The sequence below is a fragment of the Streptococcus thermophilus genome (assembly GCF_010120595.1).
Lineage (GTDB): Bacteria > Bacillota > Bacilli > Lactobacillales > Streptococcaceae > Streptococcus > Streptococcus thermophilus.
Genome location: NZ_CP038020.1, coordinates 833,457 through 851,134 on the forward strand (window position 1 = coordinate 833,457; position 17,678 = coordinate 851,134).

The following is a 17,678-nucleotide window of genomic DNA, read 5'->3' on the forward strand; positions in this document are numbered from 1 at the left end:
AAAAGAAGCCTGCGGGTTTCTTTTTTAGCTGTTTTCCTAGAAGTCAGCTATTTTTGATATAATAAGTTGAGGAAATTATATATGTAATTGAAATCCCTTGGTTCAGAGATAAGGAATGGGGTAGCTATTTTTTCATGTCTTTGGATATGAAGCTGATAAATAAAGGACATATGATTTCATAGTTTAGATAAGAAACAATATGGGAGTAAATAGATGATAAAAACTATCGTAAAGGATGTCTTTTTTCTAGGACAAAAATCGACAGAAGCGACTAAAGAAGACCTCTATTTGGCAAAGGATTTACGTGATACGCTGGAGTTTCATAAGGATGCCTGTGTGGGTATGGCAGCCAATATGATCGGAGTCAAAAAGCGTGTTATTATCGTCAATATCGGTTTTGTCAATCTGGTTATGTTTAATCCTGTTTTGGTAAGCAAGTCTTCATCTTTTCAAACGGAGGAGTCTTGTTTGTCTTTAGAAGGAAGTCGCCCAACCAGACGTTATGAATCGATTGAGGTTGCCTATTTAGATGAACGATGGATGCCAAAACAGTTGAGTTTTTCTGGTATGACATCCCAAATTATTCAGCATGAATTGGATCATTTGGAGGGTGTTATTATATAGCTAGCATGGTTTAGGAAGTGCTTAATATTAGATTTCGAAACATCGATTAGGATAGTTATGGGAGTGAGAGTGGGAACTAAAAATTTCTACCTCACTCTTTTTTAGTTCTCATAGGAACTTTTTTTCTTGACAATAGTTCTTATAAGAACTAAAGTAGTTCCCATGAGAATTATTTAAGGAGGAGCTTGCGATGCATGGAAAAGATCCTTTTAGTGACTTCAGAGAATTCATCAATACTATGGAGTCTCGCGTGCAAGAGTTAGGTAAAGCGTATGGCGTTGAGCATTTAGCTGGTCCACAAGGGTTTGCCGTTAGGTACTTGTTTGAGAACCAAGATAAAGAAATATTTATCAAAGATATTGAGAAAAAACTATCTATTTCCAAGTCAGTGGCTAGTAATTTGGTCAAACGTATGGAGAAAAATGGTTTTGTTGAATTGGTGACATCTGACAAGGACAAACGCTACAAGTATGTTCATCTGACAGACTTAGGCAAAAAGAAGGCTCAAGACGTCGGACATTTCCGAGAGGCTATCTATGGACAGTTATTAGATGGTATTTCGAAAGAAGATGCTGAAACAGCATTTCGAGTCTTTCACCAAATTCGTAAGAATTTAGAGAAAAATAAGGAGTAACTTATGTTTAAAATTTTTAAACGTTTGACGGCAAAAGAGTTAAGTATGATTGTCTTAGCTGTGATATTTGTTTGTTTGAACGTCTATCTAAACTTGAAAATTCCAGACTATATGTCTGACATTATAACCCTCTTATCAACCAAGGGGACTAAGGCATCGGATATTTTTGCTTGGAATATGGATGCCCCAGGGATGCGAATGCTTTTAATGTCTTTTGCGGGCTTTATGGCCTCTGTAGTGGTTAGTTTTCTAGCTGCCAGAACAGCATCTAGTTTTACCACTCGTCTTCGTGATGATATCTTCCATCAGGTTTTAGATTTTTCGGATGCCGAGATTAAGAAATTCTCTATTCCTAGTCTTTTGACCCGTACGACAAACGATATTACACAATTACAGATGGCACTGACCATGGGGTTACAGGTTATTACACAGGGACCTATTATGGCAATCTGGGCTATTACAAAGATTGCTGATAAAAATGGGAATTGGCTTCTTGCCTTGCTTGTGGCTGTGGCAGTAATTGCCATTCTTATGCTCTTCCTCTTGATTATGGTCATGCCTAAGCAACGTTTGATTCAGACTCTGACAGATAAACTCAATAGTGTGACGCGTGAATCTCTTACTGGGATTCGTGTGGTGCGTGCCTATAACGCCGAGAGTTATCAAGAGGATAAGTTTGAAAAGGCCAATACTGATCTAACCCAAAACAATCTTTTCATCGGTCGTTCTTTTGCCTTGCTGACACCGGTAATGACTGCTGTATCTAGTGGTTTGACGCTAGCTATTTATTGGATTGGTGCGCATCTGATTGAAGATGTTAAGATTCCAACAGATCCAACTAAGATTGCTGGTGCCATGGAAGACAAGGTTCATCTCTTCTCAGACATGGTGGTTTACTCATCTTATGCCATGCAGGTTGTTATGGGATTCATGATGATGATGGTTGTCTTCTTCCTTCTTCCACGAGCAGTTGTAGCAGCTGGACGTATCAATGAAGTTTTAGATACTCAATCTTCAGTTTCTTACCCTGAATATAGTTCTGAAAAGCCTAAAGAAGTCGGAACTGTTGAATTTGAAGACGTTTCCTTCCGTTATTCTGAAACTTCAGAGCCTGTTTTGGAGCATATTAGCTTCAAAGCTAAAAAAGGAGATACGGTTGCTCTTATTGGTTCGACTGGATCTGGTAAATCAACTCTTGTCAACCTTATCCCACGTTTTTACGATGCAACGCAAGGAACTATAAAGGTCGATGGTGTAGATGTGAGATATTACGATCACGAAACCTTGCACAATATTGTTGGTTATATCCCACAAAAGGCAGTACTTTTCTCAGGGGACATCACGTCAAATACGACGATGGGAACCAGCAATAACAGCCCTCTTGATGACGCTAAAATTTGGGAAGCTCTCGAATTGGCTCAAGGAAAAGACTTTGTTGAAAATAAAGAAGGTCAACTTAAGGCAGAAGTGGCTCAAGCTGGGTCTAACTTCTCAGGTGGTCAGAAACAACGTCTGGCTATTGCGCGTGCACTTGCCCGTAAGCCTGAAATCTTGATCTTTGACGATTCCTTCTCAGCTTTGGACTATAAGACCGATCGCAAGTTGCGTCAAGAATTGGCTGAAAAAACACAAGATATGACCAAGTTGATTGTTGCGCAACGCATCTCTACTATTATGGATGCTGACCAAATCTTAGTTCTTGATAAAGGTAAGGTCGTTGGTCAAGGAACCCACGAGGAACTCTTGGCTAACAATGAGGTTTACCAAGAAATTGCCTATTCACAATTGTCTAAGGAGGAGTTAGAAGATGGAAAATAAGCCAAAAACATCGTCCTATAAACGTTTAAAACCCTACATTAAAGGTTTCCAAGTTCCCTTTGTCCTTGCGATTGTTGGAGCCATTATTTCAGCAGTTATAACTGTTATTGGACCTGATAAATTAAAAGAAATCACCAATCTTATTACAGATGGGATTACGCCAACTAAGATGGGGGTTATTCCGGGCATCGATTTAGACAAGGTGGGCAGCATTGCTTTAACCTTGGCTGTTTTATATGCCATTTCAGCCATTGTTGGTTACTTACAAAGTTTTACCGTTGTAACAATTACGCAACGATTTTCACAACGTTTCCGTACAGCAATCCAAAAGAAAATCAACACCGTACCTCTTAATTATTTTGATAGTCATTCTCAAGGAGACACACTCTCTCGTGTGACTAATGACGTTGACCTTTTGGGACAATCGCTTAGTCAGGGTCTGGGTACTCTAATTACTTCAAGCGTTCTCTTGGTAGCAGCCATTATTATGATGTTCTACTCAAATGTTACTATGGCTTTCACTGCGATTGGTTCTGTCTTGATAGGATTTGTTCTAGTAGCCTTTATCATGGGCTTCTCGCAACCACTTTTTAAACGCCAACAAGAAAATTTGGCTAACATTAATGGGTACATTGAAGAAATCTACACAGGTCAAGCAGTTGTAACGAGCTACAATGCATCTAAAGAAAGCAGTCAAGATTTCAAGGGGCTTAATGATAAGCTCTATAATTCTATGTGGCAATCTCAGTTTATCTCTGGTATTATGATGCCACTTATGATTTTCGTCGGTAACTTTGGTTACGTCATGGTCTGCTTGGTAGGTGCGGTTAAGGTAATTGACGGAAGCCTGACCATCGGTGATGTGGTAGCCTTCATGACCTATGTTCGTATCTTTTCACAACCTCTTTCTCAAATTGCACAAGGGATTACACAACTCCAATCAGCAACTGCAGCTATTGGTAGTATCTTTGAATTTTTGGAAGAAAAAGATATGGACGACGAGTCAGTCAAGACAGCTGAGTTGACAGATACCAAGGGTCAAGTAGTCTTTGACCACGTTTCCTTTGGTTATACTCCTGAAAAGACTATCATTCATGATTTTTCAGCTCTTGCCAAGCCAGGACAAAAGATTGCTATTGTTGGTCCGACGGGTGCTGGTAAGACAACCATTGTTAACCTGCTTATGAAATTCTATAATATCGATAAAGGCCGTATCACCATTGACGGTGTGGATACGAACGACATGAAGCGTGAGACCGTCCATGATCAATTTTCTATGGTACTTCAAGACACTTGGCTCTTTGAAGGAACGATTCGAGATAACTTGATTTACAACCAAGAAAATATCTCTGACGAGCAAGTTATTGCTACAGCCAAGGCCGTGGGTGTTCATCACTTCATCACCACACTTCCAAAAGGTTACGATACCTATTTGGATGATTCTGTTACTTTATCAGTTGGTCAGAAACAACTTTTGACCATTGCGCGTGCACTTCTTAAGGATGCCCCTCTTCTTATCTTGGACGAGGCAACATCATCAGTTGACACACGAACAGAAGAATTGATTCAGAAGGCTATGGACAAGCTTATGGAGGGTCGTACATCCTTTGTCATTGCCCACCGCTTATCAACCATTCGAAATGCGGACCTCATCCTTGTGATGAAAGATGGTAACATTATTGAACAGGGAAATCATGATGAGCTCATGGCAGCAAATGGATTCTATGCTGATCTTTATAATAGTCAGTTTACGGAAGAAGTGGCCTAGGATATTCTTATAAAATTATAAGATTTAACAAAATTCCATAAAACGTATGATTGTAAGTCATGCGTTTTGTGTTATACTGAGAAGAAACAGACAGATTATGAGATAAGATGCAATATTGCAAAGCAAGACAAGATGAAGTTTAAAAAGTGACATGAGTGTGCGCAGATGCTTTTGAAGATTATCCCTGCCTCTCGATGAATGCTAGTAATTTAAAGAATCCTGAACAGTATGATGAGTTTGTCTTAGCTTTGCAGAAAATATTGATCCGTTTTGCTATAAAAATGGACTCTTGTTTGGTGGCTGAAGAGGATGGTCACATTGTTGCAGCAGCTATTTTACAGCATCAGACGGTATCTATGCTTAACAATCTTCAAAATGGGGCGATCAAGCTTTTCCGTTTTATAAGTATTATTAGATTGTTCAAGTATTTTAACTTCGTTGAAGAGTCTGAAAGAAATCTAGAAGATTCTGCAGAGTACGACTGGTACCTGATGATGTTGTCAGTGACTCCGGATTATCAAAGATAAGGGATAGGGAGTCGCTTCTCGCTTGAACCCTTTGGTGGGAATCATCAACACTGTGAGGTCTTTTCAGACGAAGCAGGAAATTACCAAGGTCCTCAACACACTCACAGAGAATAATGGAAGCTTCGGAAAAAACCACAAAAATTGAGACCAATCAAGGAGATGAGATTCCTTCGAACAGTTTTCGATTTTTCAGCGTTATTTTATCGGGTGATATGGTTGTTAGTAAGGATACCAGTCCTATGTTCCTAATAAACGACGATGAAGTGGCTAGATATGCCCTGACAGTTAGACCGTTTGACCAATAATCTTGGAACGATTAGAGAAAAAATATCAATCTTAGCTGTCAAGTTAGTAAGGTCAGTGAAAATAAGGTTTTGGTAGTCTTTTTGGACACGACCTCTTATTATAATTCTTCCCAAGCCTTGTTCAATCTTTCTATTCTTTTATCACTGTTTGCTTTTATCTTTTTTGTCATCATTGTCAGTGCTTTGTCAGGAATCGTCATTCGTCCCTTCATTCGAAATTATGAAAAGCAGCGACGTTTTATCACCATGCTGGTCATGAATTAAAGACACCGTTAGCTATTATTTCTGCTAATACGGAGCTACAGGAACTCATGACAGGGGAGAATGAATGGATCAAGTCAACTAATGACCAAGTGGCACGTTTGACTAATCTAATCAATTCTCTTGTGGCTTTATCTCGTCTGGAGGAGCAGCCGGACATTGTTCTTCAAAATGTGGATTTTTCCTATATTACAGAGGATGCAGCCGAGGACTTTAAGGGACCTGTCGTCCGAGATGGCAAATCCTTCGTTATGGATATCACTCCAGATATCCATGTAAAATCCGAGGGAAAATCTCTCTTTGAACTTATAACTCTCCTAGTGGATAATGCTAACAAGTATTGTGATCCAGAAGGAACGGTTACGGTAAGACTTCGTCAGATTGGAAGAACGTGTAAAAGGGCTCGTTTAGAAGTGTCAAATACCTATAAAGAAGGCAAGAAAATTGATTATGGTAAGTTTTTGAGCGCTTTTATCGTATTGATGAGTCTCATAATAACAAAGAGCACAGTGGTTTCGGCATAGGTCTATCCATGGCGCAAAGCATGGTCAAATTATTTAAGGGGGCGAATCCTTGCCTCCTATAAAAATGACACCATCACCTTTACGGTCATCTTGTAAACATATTTTTTTAATATTTGACTAGGTGAAAATCCTAATTTATGATAAAATAGTAAGGATGAAGATTTAGTGTTTGCTTTGCAAAAAAAAGAAACCATTTTCTTATCCAAATCGTCAAAAGGAGAAGGTCAAATGAGTTCCTTTGCAACCTTTAAAATGATGGCAACTGATGGATTAGAAATGATAAATCTCAGCTAAGAATCAAATCAGAAATATAATAGTTAATAGGGAGAAATCATGGCAGAACCAAAATACAAACGTGTCCTCATTAAACTTTCAGGTGAAGCTCTAGCTGGTGAAAAAGGTGTTGGGATCGATCTTCCAACCGTCCAAGCTATAGCTAAAGAAATTGCTGAGGTAGCGGATTCAGGTATTCAAATTGCTCTAGTTATCGGTGGTGGTAACCTCTGGCGTGGAGAACCCGCAGCTGAAGCAGGAATGGATCGTGTTCAAGCTGACTATACTGGAATGCTTGGGACAACTATGAATGCTCTTGTTATGGCTGACAGTTTGAAACAACTGGGTGTCGATACACGTGTTCAAACAGCGATTGATATGAAATCTGTGGCTGAGCCTTATATTCGTGGCCGTGCCCTTCGTCACTTTGAAAAAGGGCGTATCGTTATTTTTGCAGCAGGTATTGGTTCACCATACTTTTCAACAGATACAACGGCAGCACTTCGTGCCGCTGAAATCGAATCCGATGCCATCCTTATGGCTAAAAATGGTGTCGATGGTGTCTACAATGATGACCCCCGTAAAAACGCTGATGCTGTCAAATTTGACAAATTGACACATGTAGAAGTTATCAAGCGTGGTTTGAAAATTATGGATGCCACAGCTTCTACCCTTTCAATGGATAATGACATTGATCTTGTTGTCTTTAATATGAACGAACCTGGAAATATCAAACGTGTTATTTTTGGTGAACAAATTGGGACAACTGTATCTAACAAAGCAGAATTACGTAAATAAGAAAGAGAGAACTCATGACAAACGCAATTATTGAAAAAGCAAAAGAACGTTTTGCCCACACACACGAGTCATTGGCCCGTGAATTCGGAGCTATCCGTGCAGGTCGTGCCAATGCATCACTTCTTGACCGCATCACTGTGGAATACTATGGTGCTCCAACACCGCTTAACCAATTGGCTTCAATCACTGTTCCTGAAGCACGTGTTCTTTTGATTTCACCATTTGATAAAGGATCAATCGCTGATATCGAACGTGCCATCAATGAATCTGACCTTGGTATCAACCCAGCTAACGATGGCTCTGTAATCCGCTTGGTTATCCCAGCACTTACAGAAGAAACTCGTAAAGAGTTAGCCAAAGAAGTGAAAAAAGTCGGTGAAAATGCTAAAATCGCTATCCGTAACATCCGTCGTGATGCTATGGATGAAGCTAAAAAGCAAGAAAAAGAAAAAGAAATTACAGAAGATCAATTGAAAACTTTGGAAAAAGATATCCAAAAAGCAACTGATGATGCTGTTAATAAGATCGACAGCATGATAGCAGAGAAGGAAAAAGAACTCCTTACTGTTTAATCAATAGAAAATAAGGAGAGTGGGACAGAAAGCAAAAGAGCATGGAATATGTTAGCTTCCTTGTCCGACTCTATTTTTAGAGGAAAAAAGATGAATACACTACTTGGAACCATCATTACTGCACTAGTAACTGATGAAAATGACCGCTTTTACTTTGTTCAAAAGGATGGTGTGACCTTTGCTTTGGCTAAAGATGAGGGAGAACACGCCATTGGTGACATGGTGAAAGGTTTCGCCTATACAGATAGTAAGCAAAAATTACGTTTGACTCAAAAGGAAATCAAGGCAACTCGAGAATCTTACGATTGGGGAGAGGTCACTGATGTCCGAAAAGATTTAGGTGTCTTTGTAGACGTGGGAATTCCAGATAAGGAAATCGTTGTCTCTCTTGATGTTTTACCTGAACTCAAAGAGCTCTGGCCCAAGAAGGGGGACAAACTCTATATAAAACTAGATGTGGATAAAAAAGATCGTATTTGGGGGCTTCCTGCTGAACCTGAGGTCTTTCAACGCATAGCTGGTCCTGCTTACGATAATATGCAAAATCAAAAATGGCCAGCCATTGCCTACCGTCTTAAACTGTCAGGAACCTTTGTTTATCTGCCAGAGAATAATATGCTTGGCTTCATCCATCCATCAGAACGTTATGCTGAGCCGCGCTTGGGTCAAGTCCTTGAAGCGCGTGTGATTGGATTTAGAGAAGTTGACCGCACCCTTAACCTTTCTCTTAAACCACGTTCTTTTGAAATGCTCGAGAATGATGCACAGATGATTTTGACCTATATAGAGAGTAACGGTGGCTTTATGGCACTTAATGATAAATCGTCACCAGCAGATATCAAGGCGACCTTTGGTATTTCTAAGGGACAATTCAAAAAAGCCTTGGGTGGTCTGATGAAGGCTAAAAAAGTCAAACAAGATCAGTTTGGAACAGAATTAATCGGTTAGGAGAAGGTATGAGAAAATCCTTTTATACTTGGCTGATGGCTCAACGTAATCCAAAATCAAATGAACCGGTAGCTATTTTAGCCGATTTGGCTTTTGAAGATTCAACCTTTCCTAAGCATACCGATGATTTTGAAGAAGTTAGTCGTTACTTGGAAGATCATGCTAGTTTCTCTTTCAATCTAGGTCAATTTGACCAGATTTGGGAAGACTATCTAGCACATTGATAGGGATAGGGCTTTACCATAGGTGTAACTGTTTTTTACAATTTTTTATTAAGTGGTTAGCATTTGAATTGAAATAAATTGTTACATTTTTTTTACAAATATCTCAGATGTTTTTCAATAAATCAGGGTTGTTACAACTAGTTAGTAATTGCATTAAAGAGCAGTAAGTCACAATTTTTTTGATGGAAAGTGTGGTATTATTGTAGATATTAAAATCATTAAAAAAGGAATGAATTATACATGTTATCAAAATCTAAAACTACAAAGGCACTTCTTTACTCGACTGCAGCACTTTCGCTTTTTGCTGCTAGCCACGTACATGCCGATGAAACTTCTCACTGGACAGCACGTTCAGTAGATCAAATCAAGGCAGATATCTCTGTAAATGATAATCAACAAACTTACACTGTTCAATATGGTGATACTTTAGGTAGTATTGTTGAAGCGATGGGAATCGATGTGAATGTTTTGGCTAATATCAACGAAATTACAAACATTGACTTGATTTTCCCTGGAACAGTTTTGACAACAACATACAACGCCGATAATCAAGCAGTATCAGTTAAAGTTGAAACACCATCTTCAGAAACTTCTGACACACCTGTAGTAGCAGAATCTAACTTGACAACTAACGAAGTGACTGTAAATGGTCAATCTGTAGTAGCAGCTGATTTGTCAGCTCCAGTTGAAACTGTTAGCTTGACAGCTACTCAAGCACCTGCTAAAGAAGAATCAACACAAGTTGTTTCAGAAGTAACAGAGGCTATCGCATCAGCATCAGATGCTCCAGCTTACGCAGATACTGAACAACCAGTTGCAGACGCTATTGATCATGTTACTTCATCAGCTGAAGAAACACTTGCAGAAGAGGAAGCTCCAGCAACTGAAACATCTGCACAAGCTGAAACAACTGAAGTAGCAGCACACCAAGAAGCAGCAACATCAAAAGCTGCATCAGATGCACCAGAGAGTTCAGAAGCGCCAGCAGAACAACTAGCAGCTGCATCAGATGCACCAGAGAGTTCAGAAGCGCCAGCAGAACAACCAGCAGTAACATCAGAAGCTGCATCAGATGCACCAGAGAGTTCAGAAGCTCCTGCTAGCGTAGCACCTGTCGCAACATCAGAAGCTGCTTCAGAAGCTCCTGCTAGCGTAGCACCTGTCGCAACATCAGAAGCTGCACCAGCTGCTTCAGAAGCTCCTGTTAGCGTAGCACCTGTCGTAACATCAGAAGCTGCACCAGCTGCTTCAGAAGCTCCTGCACCAGCTGCTGAAACACATAAAGTGTCAGCAGCATCAACTCCTAATACATATCCAGTTGGACAATGTACTTGGGGTGTGAAATCATTGGCTCCATGGGCTGGTAATAATTGGGGTAATGCTAAAGACTGGATTACTAGTGCGCGAGCAGCTGGTCATTCAGTAGGTACAACTCCAGTAGCCGGTGCGATTGCGGTATGGCCAAAAGATGGTGGTGGTTATGGTCACGTAGCTTATGTTACATCAGCATCAGGTGCAAATTCAATTCAAGTTATGGAATCGAACTACGCTGGTAACATGTCAATCAGTAACTACCGTGGTACATTTGATCCAACTTCATCAGCGCATGGTGGTTCTGTATCTTATATTTACCCATTATGAGTACAACAAAAGCGATTCGGATATTCTCGAATCGCTTTTATTTTATATAAATAATATATTCAGCCTGAGAAAATAATGGTGTTTGAAAAAAATTCTAGACTAAGGGGAAGTATTTTTATCCTTGTTAAGTTCATGTGACACCATTTATTTGGCGTTGAAAATCAACTTAAAAAAGGTAGAATGGTCTAGTAGATATTTTGGAGGAAATCATGTCTTATACGAATTTAAAGTTATTTGCTTTGTCGTCTAACCAAGAATTAGCAGTGACATCAGAAGCACCAGCAACTTCAGAAGCGCCAGCAAAACAACCAGCAGCAACAAATACACTTCCAATGGATCCAAATCTTCAACCACAAGCTGAAGCTTTCCGTCAAGATGTAGCAGCAAAATTTGGTCTTACTAATATCGGTGGTTACCGTGAAGGTGACCCACAAGACCATGGTAAAGGACGTGCCGTTGACGTTATGGTACCAGTTGGTTCAGAAGTTGGTAATCAAGTCGCTCAATATGCTGTAGACAATATCGCAAATGCAGGTATCTCATATGTCATCTACAGACAACATTTCTACGCACCAGTAGATAATATCTATGGACCAGCCAATACTTGGAACCAAATGCTTGATCGTGGTAGCATTACTGAAAACCACTATGACCACGTTCACGTATCATTCAATGCATAATTAAGAATTACAAAAAGTCACGCCTGGCGTGATTTTTTTGATATAATGGATAAAAATACTTAAGAAAGAGGAACTCTATTTGCAAGAGTATTCTGTTGAAATTACCCTAAATCACCCAGATGATGTCTTGTCGCTTTTTGGAACCAATGAGCGTCATTTAAAACTCATTGAAGAAAACCTAAATGTTATTATACATGCTCGAACAGAGCGTGTGCAAATCCTTGGGGATGACGAAGAAAGTGTCGAATTGGCCCGCTTGACCATTCAAGCTCTCCTTGTTTTAGTGGAACGAGGAATGCTAGTTAACACTTCAGATGTTGTCGCGGCCTTAACCATGGCTCAAGATGGTTCGATTGACAAGTTTGTCGCTTTATATGAAGAAGAGATTATCAAGGACAACAGTGGTAAGCCTATTCGAGTGAAGACCTTGGGGCAAAAGGTTTATGTTGATAGCATTAAAAGCCATGATGTGGTCTTTGGAATTGGTCCAGCTGGTACAGGTAAAACCTTTTTAGCGGTCACTCTTGCAGTCACAGCTCTTAAACGTGGTCAGGTTAAACGTATTGTTTTAACACGTCCGGCGGTTGAGGCAGGTGAAAGTCTTGGCTTTTTGCCTGGCGATCTCAAGGAAAAGGTAGATCCTTACCTTCGTCCCGTCTATGATGCCCTTTATCAAATTCTTGGCAAAGAGCAGACGACTCGCCTCATGGAACGTGAAATTATTGAGATTGCCCCTCTTGCTTATATGCGTGGTCGTACCCTCGAAGATGCCTTTGTAATCCTTGATGAAGCGCAAAATACAACCATCATGCAGATGAAGATGTTCTTGACCCGTCTTGGTTTTAATTCTAAGATGATTATCAATGGAGATATGAGTCAGATTGACCTTCCACGTCGTGTTAAGTCTGGTCTTGTCGATGCCATGGAGAAATTGAAGGGAATCAAGGCTATTGATTTTGTCCATTTCTCTGCTAGTGATGTCGTACGTCACCCAGTTGTTGCCGATATCATTAATGCTTATGAAAAAGATGCACCTAAGTTTAATCTTGAGGAAAAATCAGAGGGATCAGACCAGGCTGAAGAAGTAGCATCAGGATTGACCGAATACCCAGTCATTGGTGCTGAGGATGTTAAAAAGTAAATAGATGAAAAGAGGTTTGAGAGTAAGTGTTCTCTACCTCTTTTGCTTTTCTAGTCAAGTAACAGATTTTCTCTCTATTTTTCTAAAATAATACTAAAGAATAGGCTAATTTAGAGGAAAGAAGTATGATTAAAGCCCAAAATGAAAGGTTGCTATTATTTTGGTTCTTGGTCTTATGGTGATAGTCTTAATAGCTATTAGAGGTGGAAGGTTTTGGAAGTATCAAGAGAACCATATTATAGACGGCACCTATCAGATGATAAAATAGGAAGCTACTTTGGCATATTCAGATGAGTTGGTAAATTGGACTAAGCGGGGGAGAAGAGATAATGATACCTTACATAAAGAGTTTATAGTTGTTGAGAATATGAAATCTCAATTTTATTCTCTTTCTTATGGGGATGGGGAACCTTTTGTTTCACTAAAAGAATCTTGAAAAAAGACTTATGAGAAAAGACCTAACGGCTTCGTAATAAATGTTTATGATATGGATGTCAATATTTCTTCTTGAAGAGTTTTTGAGCGTTTGGATTCGAGTGAAGCTGATGACCTTCATTTGGGTTATGAAAATGCATATAAATTTGTACTAGAGTATAGATTTGATTGGCGAACTGAAAATGATTATCTCAGCTGGCGTTGATAAGTAAACTGACCTAGTAGTTCTTTACTGTGTAGAATCATTGTCTAAAAAATTATAAAAAGACTTACAGTCTTTATGATAATTGTCAAATACTATTTGGTCATTTATTTTAGTACAATAAAACAGTAGACCAATAAAAAAGGAGATTATTATAAACCAGCAAGAGTGGATTGAGTACTTTGAATTAGTCAACGGTCGTAAACCAACTCCGGCAGAGTTATATCAAGCTCAAGCAACTGGCGAGTTTATACTTGAGCGACCTAACATTTTAAGCTCAAATGGACAAGTGAGGGAACAAAGGCCGACTAAGCCAGCTTAACTTGTGATTGCTATGACACAATAGCCTCAGTTTGCCCAAACAGCAGCAACTTTCCAACAAGTAGTGTCCCCTAAAAGAGCTATGTTTAAGAAAACTAAGATTATTTTGGTATCAGTCTTAGGATCCTTGACAGCGATTTTACTTATCGTTGATGGTTACTCAATATGGCGTTACTAATCAGGTAAGATTGCGGATGGAACATACGAGGTAGTAGCCTATTCTTAACGTAATGATGATAAAGATAAGATGGTAGACGCTTTTGATGATGTTTACTTTTACTCTTTTGTAGAAGTTAAAAATAATAATTCTAGATACTATACTTATCTTGAAGACAATAAATCATCTTACGTTAGCTTGTTAGAGTATGAAAGTGATATCCCTCAGAAGTTTGATCCATGGAACAAGACTCAGACAGAGGTTTTAACGGTTGAAGAGTTTGAATCTACTACCAAAGATTTCGTGAAGAAACTGTCTAAGGATTATTCATTCTACACTAAAGATGCTGCTAAAGAAGCTGTTGAAGAATCTGTAAAATCATATAAGAAATCTCTAAAAGAAAAACGTACTTACGTCAAAACAGGAAACGAGTATACTCTGTCTATTTATGACAAGGATGGAGAACTTCAATCACGTGTTATTTATAAACGTATGAGTAAGTGAGACGCTGAGGAGCGCTGGGATGACTATAAGGATGCCATCAAAGATTATAAGAAAGATTTGAAAAAATATAGTGATCAATATGATAACTACAAGGATCACTTTGATTATGGTTATGGCAGTGATTCTGAATCAGGCTCTAACGATAGCGATAGTAGCAAAAAAAGGAATTGATAAAATCTAATCAGTTAATTTCATAAATAAGTAAAGTGGTATTAGAAAGAGACTTGAGTTTCTAATCTGGTATTGCTTTTCTTTGTATGAAAATAGTCAAATAGCTTAAAAGTCTCTTTTCTTGTAGAATGGAAAGATCAATAAAAAGGGGACTTTTATGAACAAAAAATGAGTGGTTAGATTATTTCAAAACAATCAATAATCGCAAACTAACCGAAGAAGAAATTCAACAAGCTAAAGCGAACGGCGAATTTATAGCCTCAGAGCCTGTGTCAGAGAATAGTCAGCCACAAGTTCATGTGAGTGAGCCAGTAACTGAACAAGTGACACCAGTTGTGGCATCTAAAAAAGGCTTATCTAAGAAAGTTACAATCGTTATTGCTTCTGTTATTGGAGCAGATGTAATAATTTCACTTTCTTTTGGTGGTTATGCTTATACCTACCTAGAGGGAGGTGAAATCTTAGAAGAAAATTATCGATATTATGATAAGGACAAAAAAGATGATTGATGGTATGAAATTCTATGAGAAAAGTAAGTTAAAAGACGGTGATTTTGTTAAAGTTAAAGGCAATCAGTTGAAATTTTATGAATATACCTTGGCTGGTGAGGTTAACTTGGATTGTGATACTGAAAAAGCTTTCCGTTTTGACAACTGGTCTATAACGCTCGAACTAACAATATCTTTGGTCGATTATACAAAAGTCGTTGAGAAAGCTGTAGATAATCATTATAAGGTGGACGAACATACCACTAAATCTGATATCGACGATAGTAAAAAGTTTATATTAAGTCTTATAAGGAATTTCATAAAGAGACAGTTCACTATAAGGTTAATGGCGATAAAATCAATGTCCTTACCTATGATAAAAAAGGCAAACTTTCAGAAGAAAAAATCTTTAAACGTCTAACAAAAGAAGAGAAAAAACTGGATTACGACTATGAGCGTGATGTTAGGGACGATAAAAAATTCTTTCATTCCTAGGTGAATATTAAAAGAGCAAAAATCAGCTAGTCTGGTTTTTTTAGTGTCCAAAACGTGCTATAATAAGATGTTATATCATCAGTGTTAGCCCATTTGTTAACACATGAAAGGAAATTAAAATGACAAAAACATTCTACATCACAACACCTATCTACTACCCATCTGGTAAATTGCATATTGGTTCTGCCTATACAACCATTGCTTGTGACGTCTTGGCACGTTACAAACGTATGATGAACTATGATGTCTTCTACCTTACTGGGCTTGATGAACACGGCCAAAAGATTCAACAAAGGGCTGAAGAAGCAGGAATCACACCACAAGAGTATGTGGATAGTATGGCTGTTGGTGTTAAGGATCTCTGGCAACTTTTGGATATCTCATACGATAAATTCATTCGTACGACTGATGATTACCATGAAAAAGTTGTTGCTCAAGTTTTCGAGCGTCTCTTGGAAAAAGGTGATATCTACCTTGGTGAATACTCTGGTTGGTACTCAGTTTCAGACGAAGAATTCTTCACTGAAAGTCAGTTGGCAGAAGTTTACCGTGATGAAGAGGGCAATGTCATTGGTGGTGTGGCTCCATCAGGACATGAAGTGGAGCTAGTGTCTGAAGAATCCTATTTCTTTAAACTCAGCAACTACGCAGACCGTTTGACGGCCTTCTATAAAGAACACCCAGAATTTATCCAACCTGATGGTCGTATGAATGAAATGCTTAAAAACTTCATTGAGCCAGGCTTGGAAGATTTGGCGGTATCACGTACAACCTTCACTTGGGGAGTTAAAGTACCATCAGATCCAAAACATGTGGTTTATGTGTGGATTGATGCCCTTATCAACTATATTACTGCCCTCGGTTATGGCCAGAATGAGCATGGTAATTTTGAGCTTTTCTGGCAAAATGATAAAAACCACGAAATCATCCACATGATTGGTAAGGACATCCTTCGTTTCCACTCAATCTACTGGCCAATCATCTTGATGGCACTTGATTTACCATTGCCTACACGTCTTGTTGCTCATGGTTGGTTTGTCATGAAAGACGGTAAGATGTCTAAGTCTAAGGGTAATGTCATCTATCCAGAAATGTTGGTAGAGCGATTCGGTCTTGATCCCCTTCGTTACTACCTCATGCGTAGTCTTCCGGTCGGTTCAGATGGCACTTTCACGCCAGAAGACTATCTGGCCCGTATCAACTATGAGTTGGCTAATGACCTCGGAAACCTTCTTAACCGTACAGTTGCCATGATTAACAAGTATTTCGATGGTCAAGTACCTGCCTATATTGAGAATGTTACAGACTTTGATGCTGATTTGGCTAAGGTTGTTGCTGAAAATATCGAAGAGTTCCACAAACAAATGAATGCTGTGGACTTCCCACGCGCCCTAGATGCTGTGTGGAATATCATCTCACGTACCAATAAGTACATTGATGAAACAGCCCCTTGGGTACTTGCGAAAGAAGATGGTGACGAGGAACAATTGAGAGCAGTGATGGCTCACTTGGCAGCTAGCCTTCGTGTGGTAGCCCACCTGATCCAACCGTTCATGATGAGCACTTCAAATGCCATCATGGAACAGCTCGGATTGCCAGTGGTATTTGACCTTGAAAATCTTGAACTTTCAGGTTTCCCAGAAAATGTTACAGTTATTTCAAAAGGAACTCCAATCTTCCCACGTCTTGACATGGACGAAGAAATTGCCTACATCCAATCTCAAATGAACGCAGGCAAACCACAAGAAAAAGAATGGAACCCAGAAGAAGTCGAACTTAAATCTGAAAAAGACCAAATCAAATTTGAAGACTTTGACAAGGTTGAAATCCGTGTTGCTGAAGTTAAAGAAGTAGAAAAAGTCGAAGGTTCAGACAAATTGCTCCGTTTCCGTCTTGATGCTGGTGACGGTGAAGACCGTCAAATCCTCTCAGGTATCGCTAAATTCTATCCAAACGAACAAGAATTGGTCGGCAAGAAACTTCAAGTCGTGGCGAACCTTAAACCACGTAAGATGATGAAGAAATATGTCAGCCAAGGTATGATTCTTTCTGCTGAACATGACGGTAAACTCACTGTCTTGACAGTAGATCCATCTGTTCCAAATGGAAGTGTTATTGGCTAACAGTAATTCTGTTTTATAGTATTTCCTTAAGTGGGAGTGGGAAA

16 protein-coding genes and 2 pseudogenes are annotated in these 17,678 nt (G+C 39.1%); all 18 read left to right on the forward strand.

The genetic code is table 11. From position 1 onward, the window contains the following. Positions 1-213 precede the first annotated feature (213 nt). The 18 genes and pseudogenes from E3C75_RS04425 (at position 214) to metG (ending at position 17,634) form a co-directional block, all read left to right on the forward strand. Positions 214-624, forward strand: coding sequence for a peptide deformylase (locus tag E3C75_RS04425; protein WP_084828532.1), 411 nt, complete (start codon positions 214-216; stop codon positions 622-624). A 190-nt stretch (positions 625-814) separates the two neighbouring features. Further along, a complete protein-coding gene (locus E3C75_RS04430; RefSeq protein ID WP_111679281.1) occupies positions 815-1,258 on the forward strand; it encodes a MarR family winged helix-turn-helix transcriptional regulator in 444 nt (147 codons plus the stop codon). Between the two features lie 3 nt (positions 1,259-1,261). Beyond that, positions 1,262-3,076, forward strand: coding sequence for an ABC transporter ATP-binding protein (locus E3C75_RS04435; RefSeq protein WP_111679283.1), 1,815 nt, complete (start codon positions 1,262-1,264; stop codon positions 3,074-3,076). After that, entirely contained in the window at positions 3,066-4,844 is a 1,779-nt protein-coding gene (locus E3C75_RS04440) for an ABC transporter ATP-binding protein (protein WP_024704205.1), read from the forward strand. Before E3C75_RS04435 ends, E3C75_RS04440 begins: the two co-directional genes overlap by 11 nt. A gap of 155 nt (positions 4,845-4,999) precedes the next feature. Further along, on the forward strand, positions 5,000-5,371 hold the full coding sequence (locus tag E3C75_RS04445; protein ID WP_041829277.1) for a hypothetical protein: 372 nt from the start codon (positions 5,000-5,002) through the stop codon (positions 5,369-5,371). Between the two features lie 347 nt (positions 5,372-5,718). Further along, positions 5,719-6,557, forward strand: a pseudogene (locus E3C75_RS12115) (sensor histidine kinase); the annotation flags it as partial. Positions 6,558-6,794: 237 nt separating this feature from the next. After that, entirely contained in the window at positions 6,795-7,532 is a 738-nt protein-coding gene (gene pyrH, locus E3C75_RS04455) for a UMP kinase (protein WP_002949867.1), read from the forward strand. A gap of 14 nt (positions 7,533-7,546) precedes the next feature. Next, entirely contained in the window at positions 7,547-8,104 is a 558-nt protein-coding gene (gene frr, locus E3C75_RS04460) for a ribosome recycling factor (RefSeq protein WP_002949868.1), read from the forward strand. Positions 8,105-8,194: 90 nt separating this feature from the next. After that, entirely contained in the window at positions 8,195-9,052 is an 858-nt protein-coding gene (gene cvfB, locus E3C75_RS04465) for an RNA-binding virulence regulatory protein CvfB (protein WP_100262402.1), read from the forward strand. Positions 9,053-9,060: 8 nt separating this feature from the next. Beyond that, entirely contained in the window at positions 9,061-9,276 is a 216-nt protein-coding gene (locus tag E3C75_RS04470) for a YozE family protein (RefSeq protein ID WP_002944188.1), read from the forward strand. Positions 9,277-9,516: 240 nt separating this feature from the next. Beyond that, complete coding sequence (locus E3C75_RS04475) at positions 9,517-10,917, forward strand: COG3942 and LysM peptidoglycan-binding domain-containing protein (protein WP_111679285.1); 1,401 nt, start codon at positions 9,517-9,519, stop codon at positions 10,915-10,917. 263 nt (positions 10,918-11,180) lie between these two features. Further along, a pseudogene (locus E3C75_RS04480) lies at positions 11,181-11,597 on the forward strand (VldE C-terminal domain-containing protein); the annotation flags it as partial. Positions 11,598-11,676: 79 nt separating this feature from the next. Beyond that, on the forward strand, positions 11,677-12,738 hold the full coding sequence (locus E3C75_RS04485) for a PhoH family protein (protein ID WP_014727352.1): 1,062 nt from the start codon (positions 11,677-11,679) through the stop codon (positions 12,736-12,738). A gap of 277 nt (positions 12,739-13,015) precedes the next feature. Continuing rightward, a complete protein-coding gene (locus tag E3C75_RS11105; RefSeq protein WP_162835500.1) occupies positions 13,016-13,174 on the forward strand; it encodes a hypothetical protein in 159 nt (52 codons plus the stop codon). A gap of 769 nt (positions 13,175-13,943) precedes the next feature. Further along, positions 13,944-14,357, forward strand: coding sequence for a hypothetical protein (locus E3C75_RS04490; protein ID WP_084828536.1), 414 nt, complete (start codon positions 13,944-13,946; stop codon positions 14,355-14,357). Between the two features lie 440 nt (positions 14,358-14,797). Beyond that, positions 14,798-15,037 (forward strand): hypothetical protein, encoded by a 240-nt coding sequence (locus tag E3C75_RS04495; protein WP_084828537.1) that lies wholly within the window; start codon positions 14,798-14,800, stop codon positions 15,035-15,037. Beyond that, positions 15,030-15,437, forward strand: coding sequence for a hypothetical protein (locus tag E3C75_RS04500; protein ID WP_223899730.1), 408 nt, complete (start codon positions 15,030-15,032; stop codon positions 15,435-15,437). The genes E3C75_RS04495 and E3C75_RS04500 overlap by 8 nt, the downstream gene beginning before the upstream one ends. A 193-nt stretch (positions 15,438-15,630) precedes the next feature. After that, positions 15,631-17,634, forward strand: a complete 2,004-nt coding sequence (gene metG, locus E3C75_RS04505; RefSeq protein WP_111679289.1) for a methionine--tRNA ligase — start codon at positions 15,631-15,633, stop codon at positions 17,632-17,634. Positions 17,635-17,678 lie beyond the last annotated feature (44 nt).

Bases quoted from the DNA above. Each gene is read 5' to 3' on its own strand.
- E3C75_RS04425 (WP_084828532.1), top strand. From the start codon at position 214: ATGATAAAAACTATCGTAAAGGATGTCTTTTTTCTAGGACAAAAATCG.
- E3C75_RS04430 (WP_111679281.1), top strand. From the start codon at position 815: ATGCATGGAAAAGATCCTTTTAGTGACTTCAGAGAATTCATCAATACT.
- E3C75_RS04435 (WP_111679283.1), top strand. From the start codon at position 1,262: ATGTTTAAAATTTTTAAACGTTTGACGGCAAAAGAGTTAAGTATGATT.
- E3C75_RS04440 (WP_024704205.1), top strand. From the start codon at position 3,066: ATGGAAAATAAGCCAAAAACATCGTCCTATAAACGTTTAAAACCCTAC.
- pyrH (WP_002949867.1), top strand. From the start codon at position 6,795: ATGGCAGAACCAAAATACAAACGTGTCCTCATTAAACTTTCAGGTGAA.
- frr (WP_002949868.1), top strand. From the start codon at position 7,547: ATGACAAACGCAATTATTGAAAAAGCAAAAGAACGTTTTGCCCACACA.
- cvfB (WP_100262402.1), top strand. From the start codon at position 8,195: ATGAATACACTACTTGGAACCATCATTACTGCACTAGTAACTGATGAA.
- E3C75_RS04470 (WP_002944188.1), top strand. From the start codon at position 9,061: ATGAGAAAATCCTTTTATACTTGGCTGATGGCTCAACGTAATCCAAAA.
- E3C75_RS04475 (WP_111679285.1), top strand. From the start codon at position 9,517: ATGTTATCAAAATCTAAAACTACAAAGGCACTTCTTTACTCGACTGCA.
- E3C75_RS04490 (WP_084828536.1), top strand. From the start codon at position 13,944: ATGGTAGACGCTTTTGATGATGTTTACTTTTACTCTTTTGTAGAAGTT.
- E3C75_RS04500 (WP_223899730.1), top strand. From the start codon at position 15,030: ATGATTGATGGTATGAAATTCTATGAGAAAAGTAAGTTAAAAGACGGT.
- metG (WP_111679289.1), top strand. From the start codon at position 15,631: ATGACAAAAACATTCTACATCACAACACCTATCTACTACCCATCTGGT.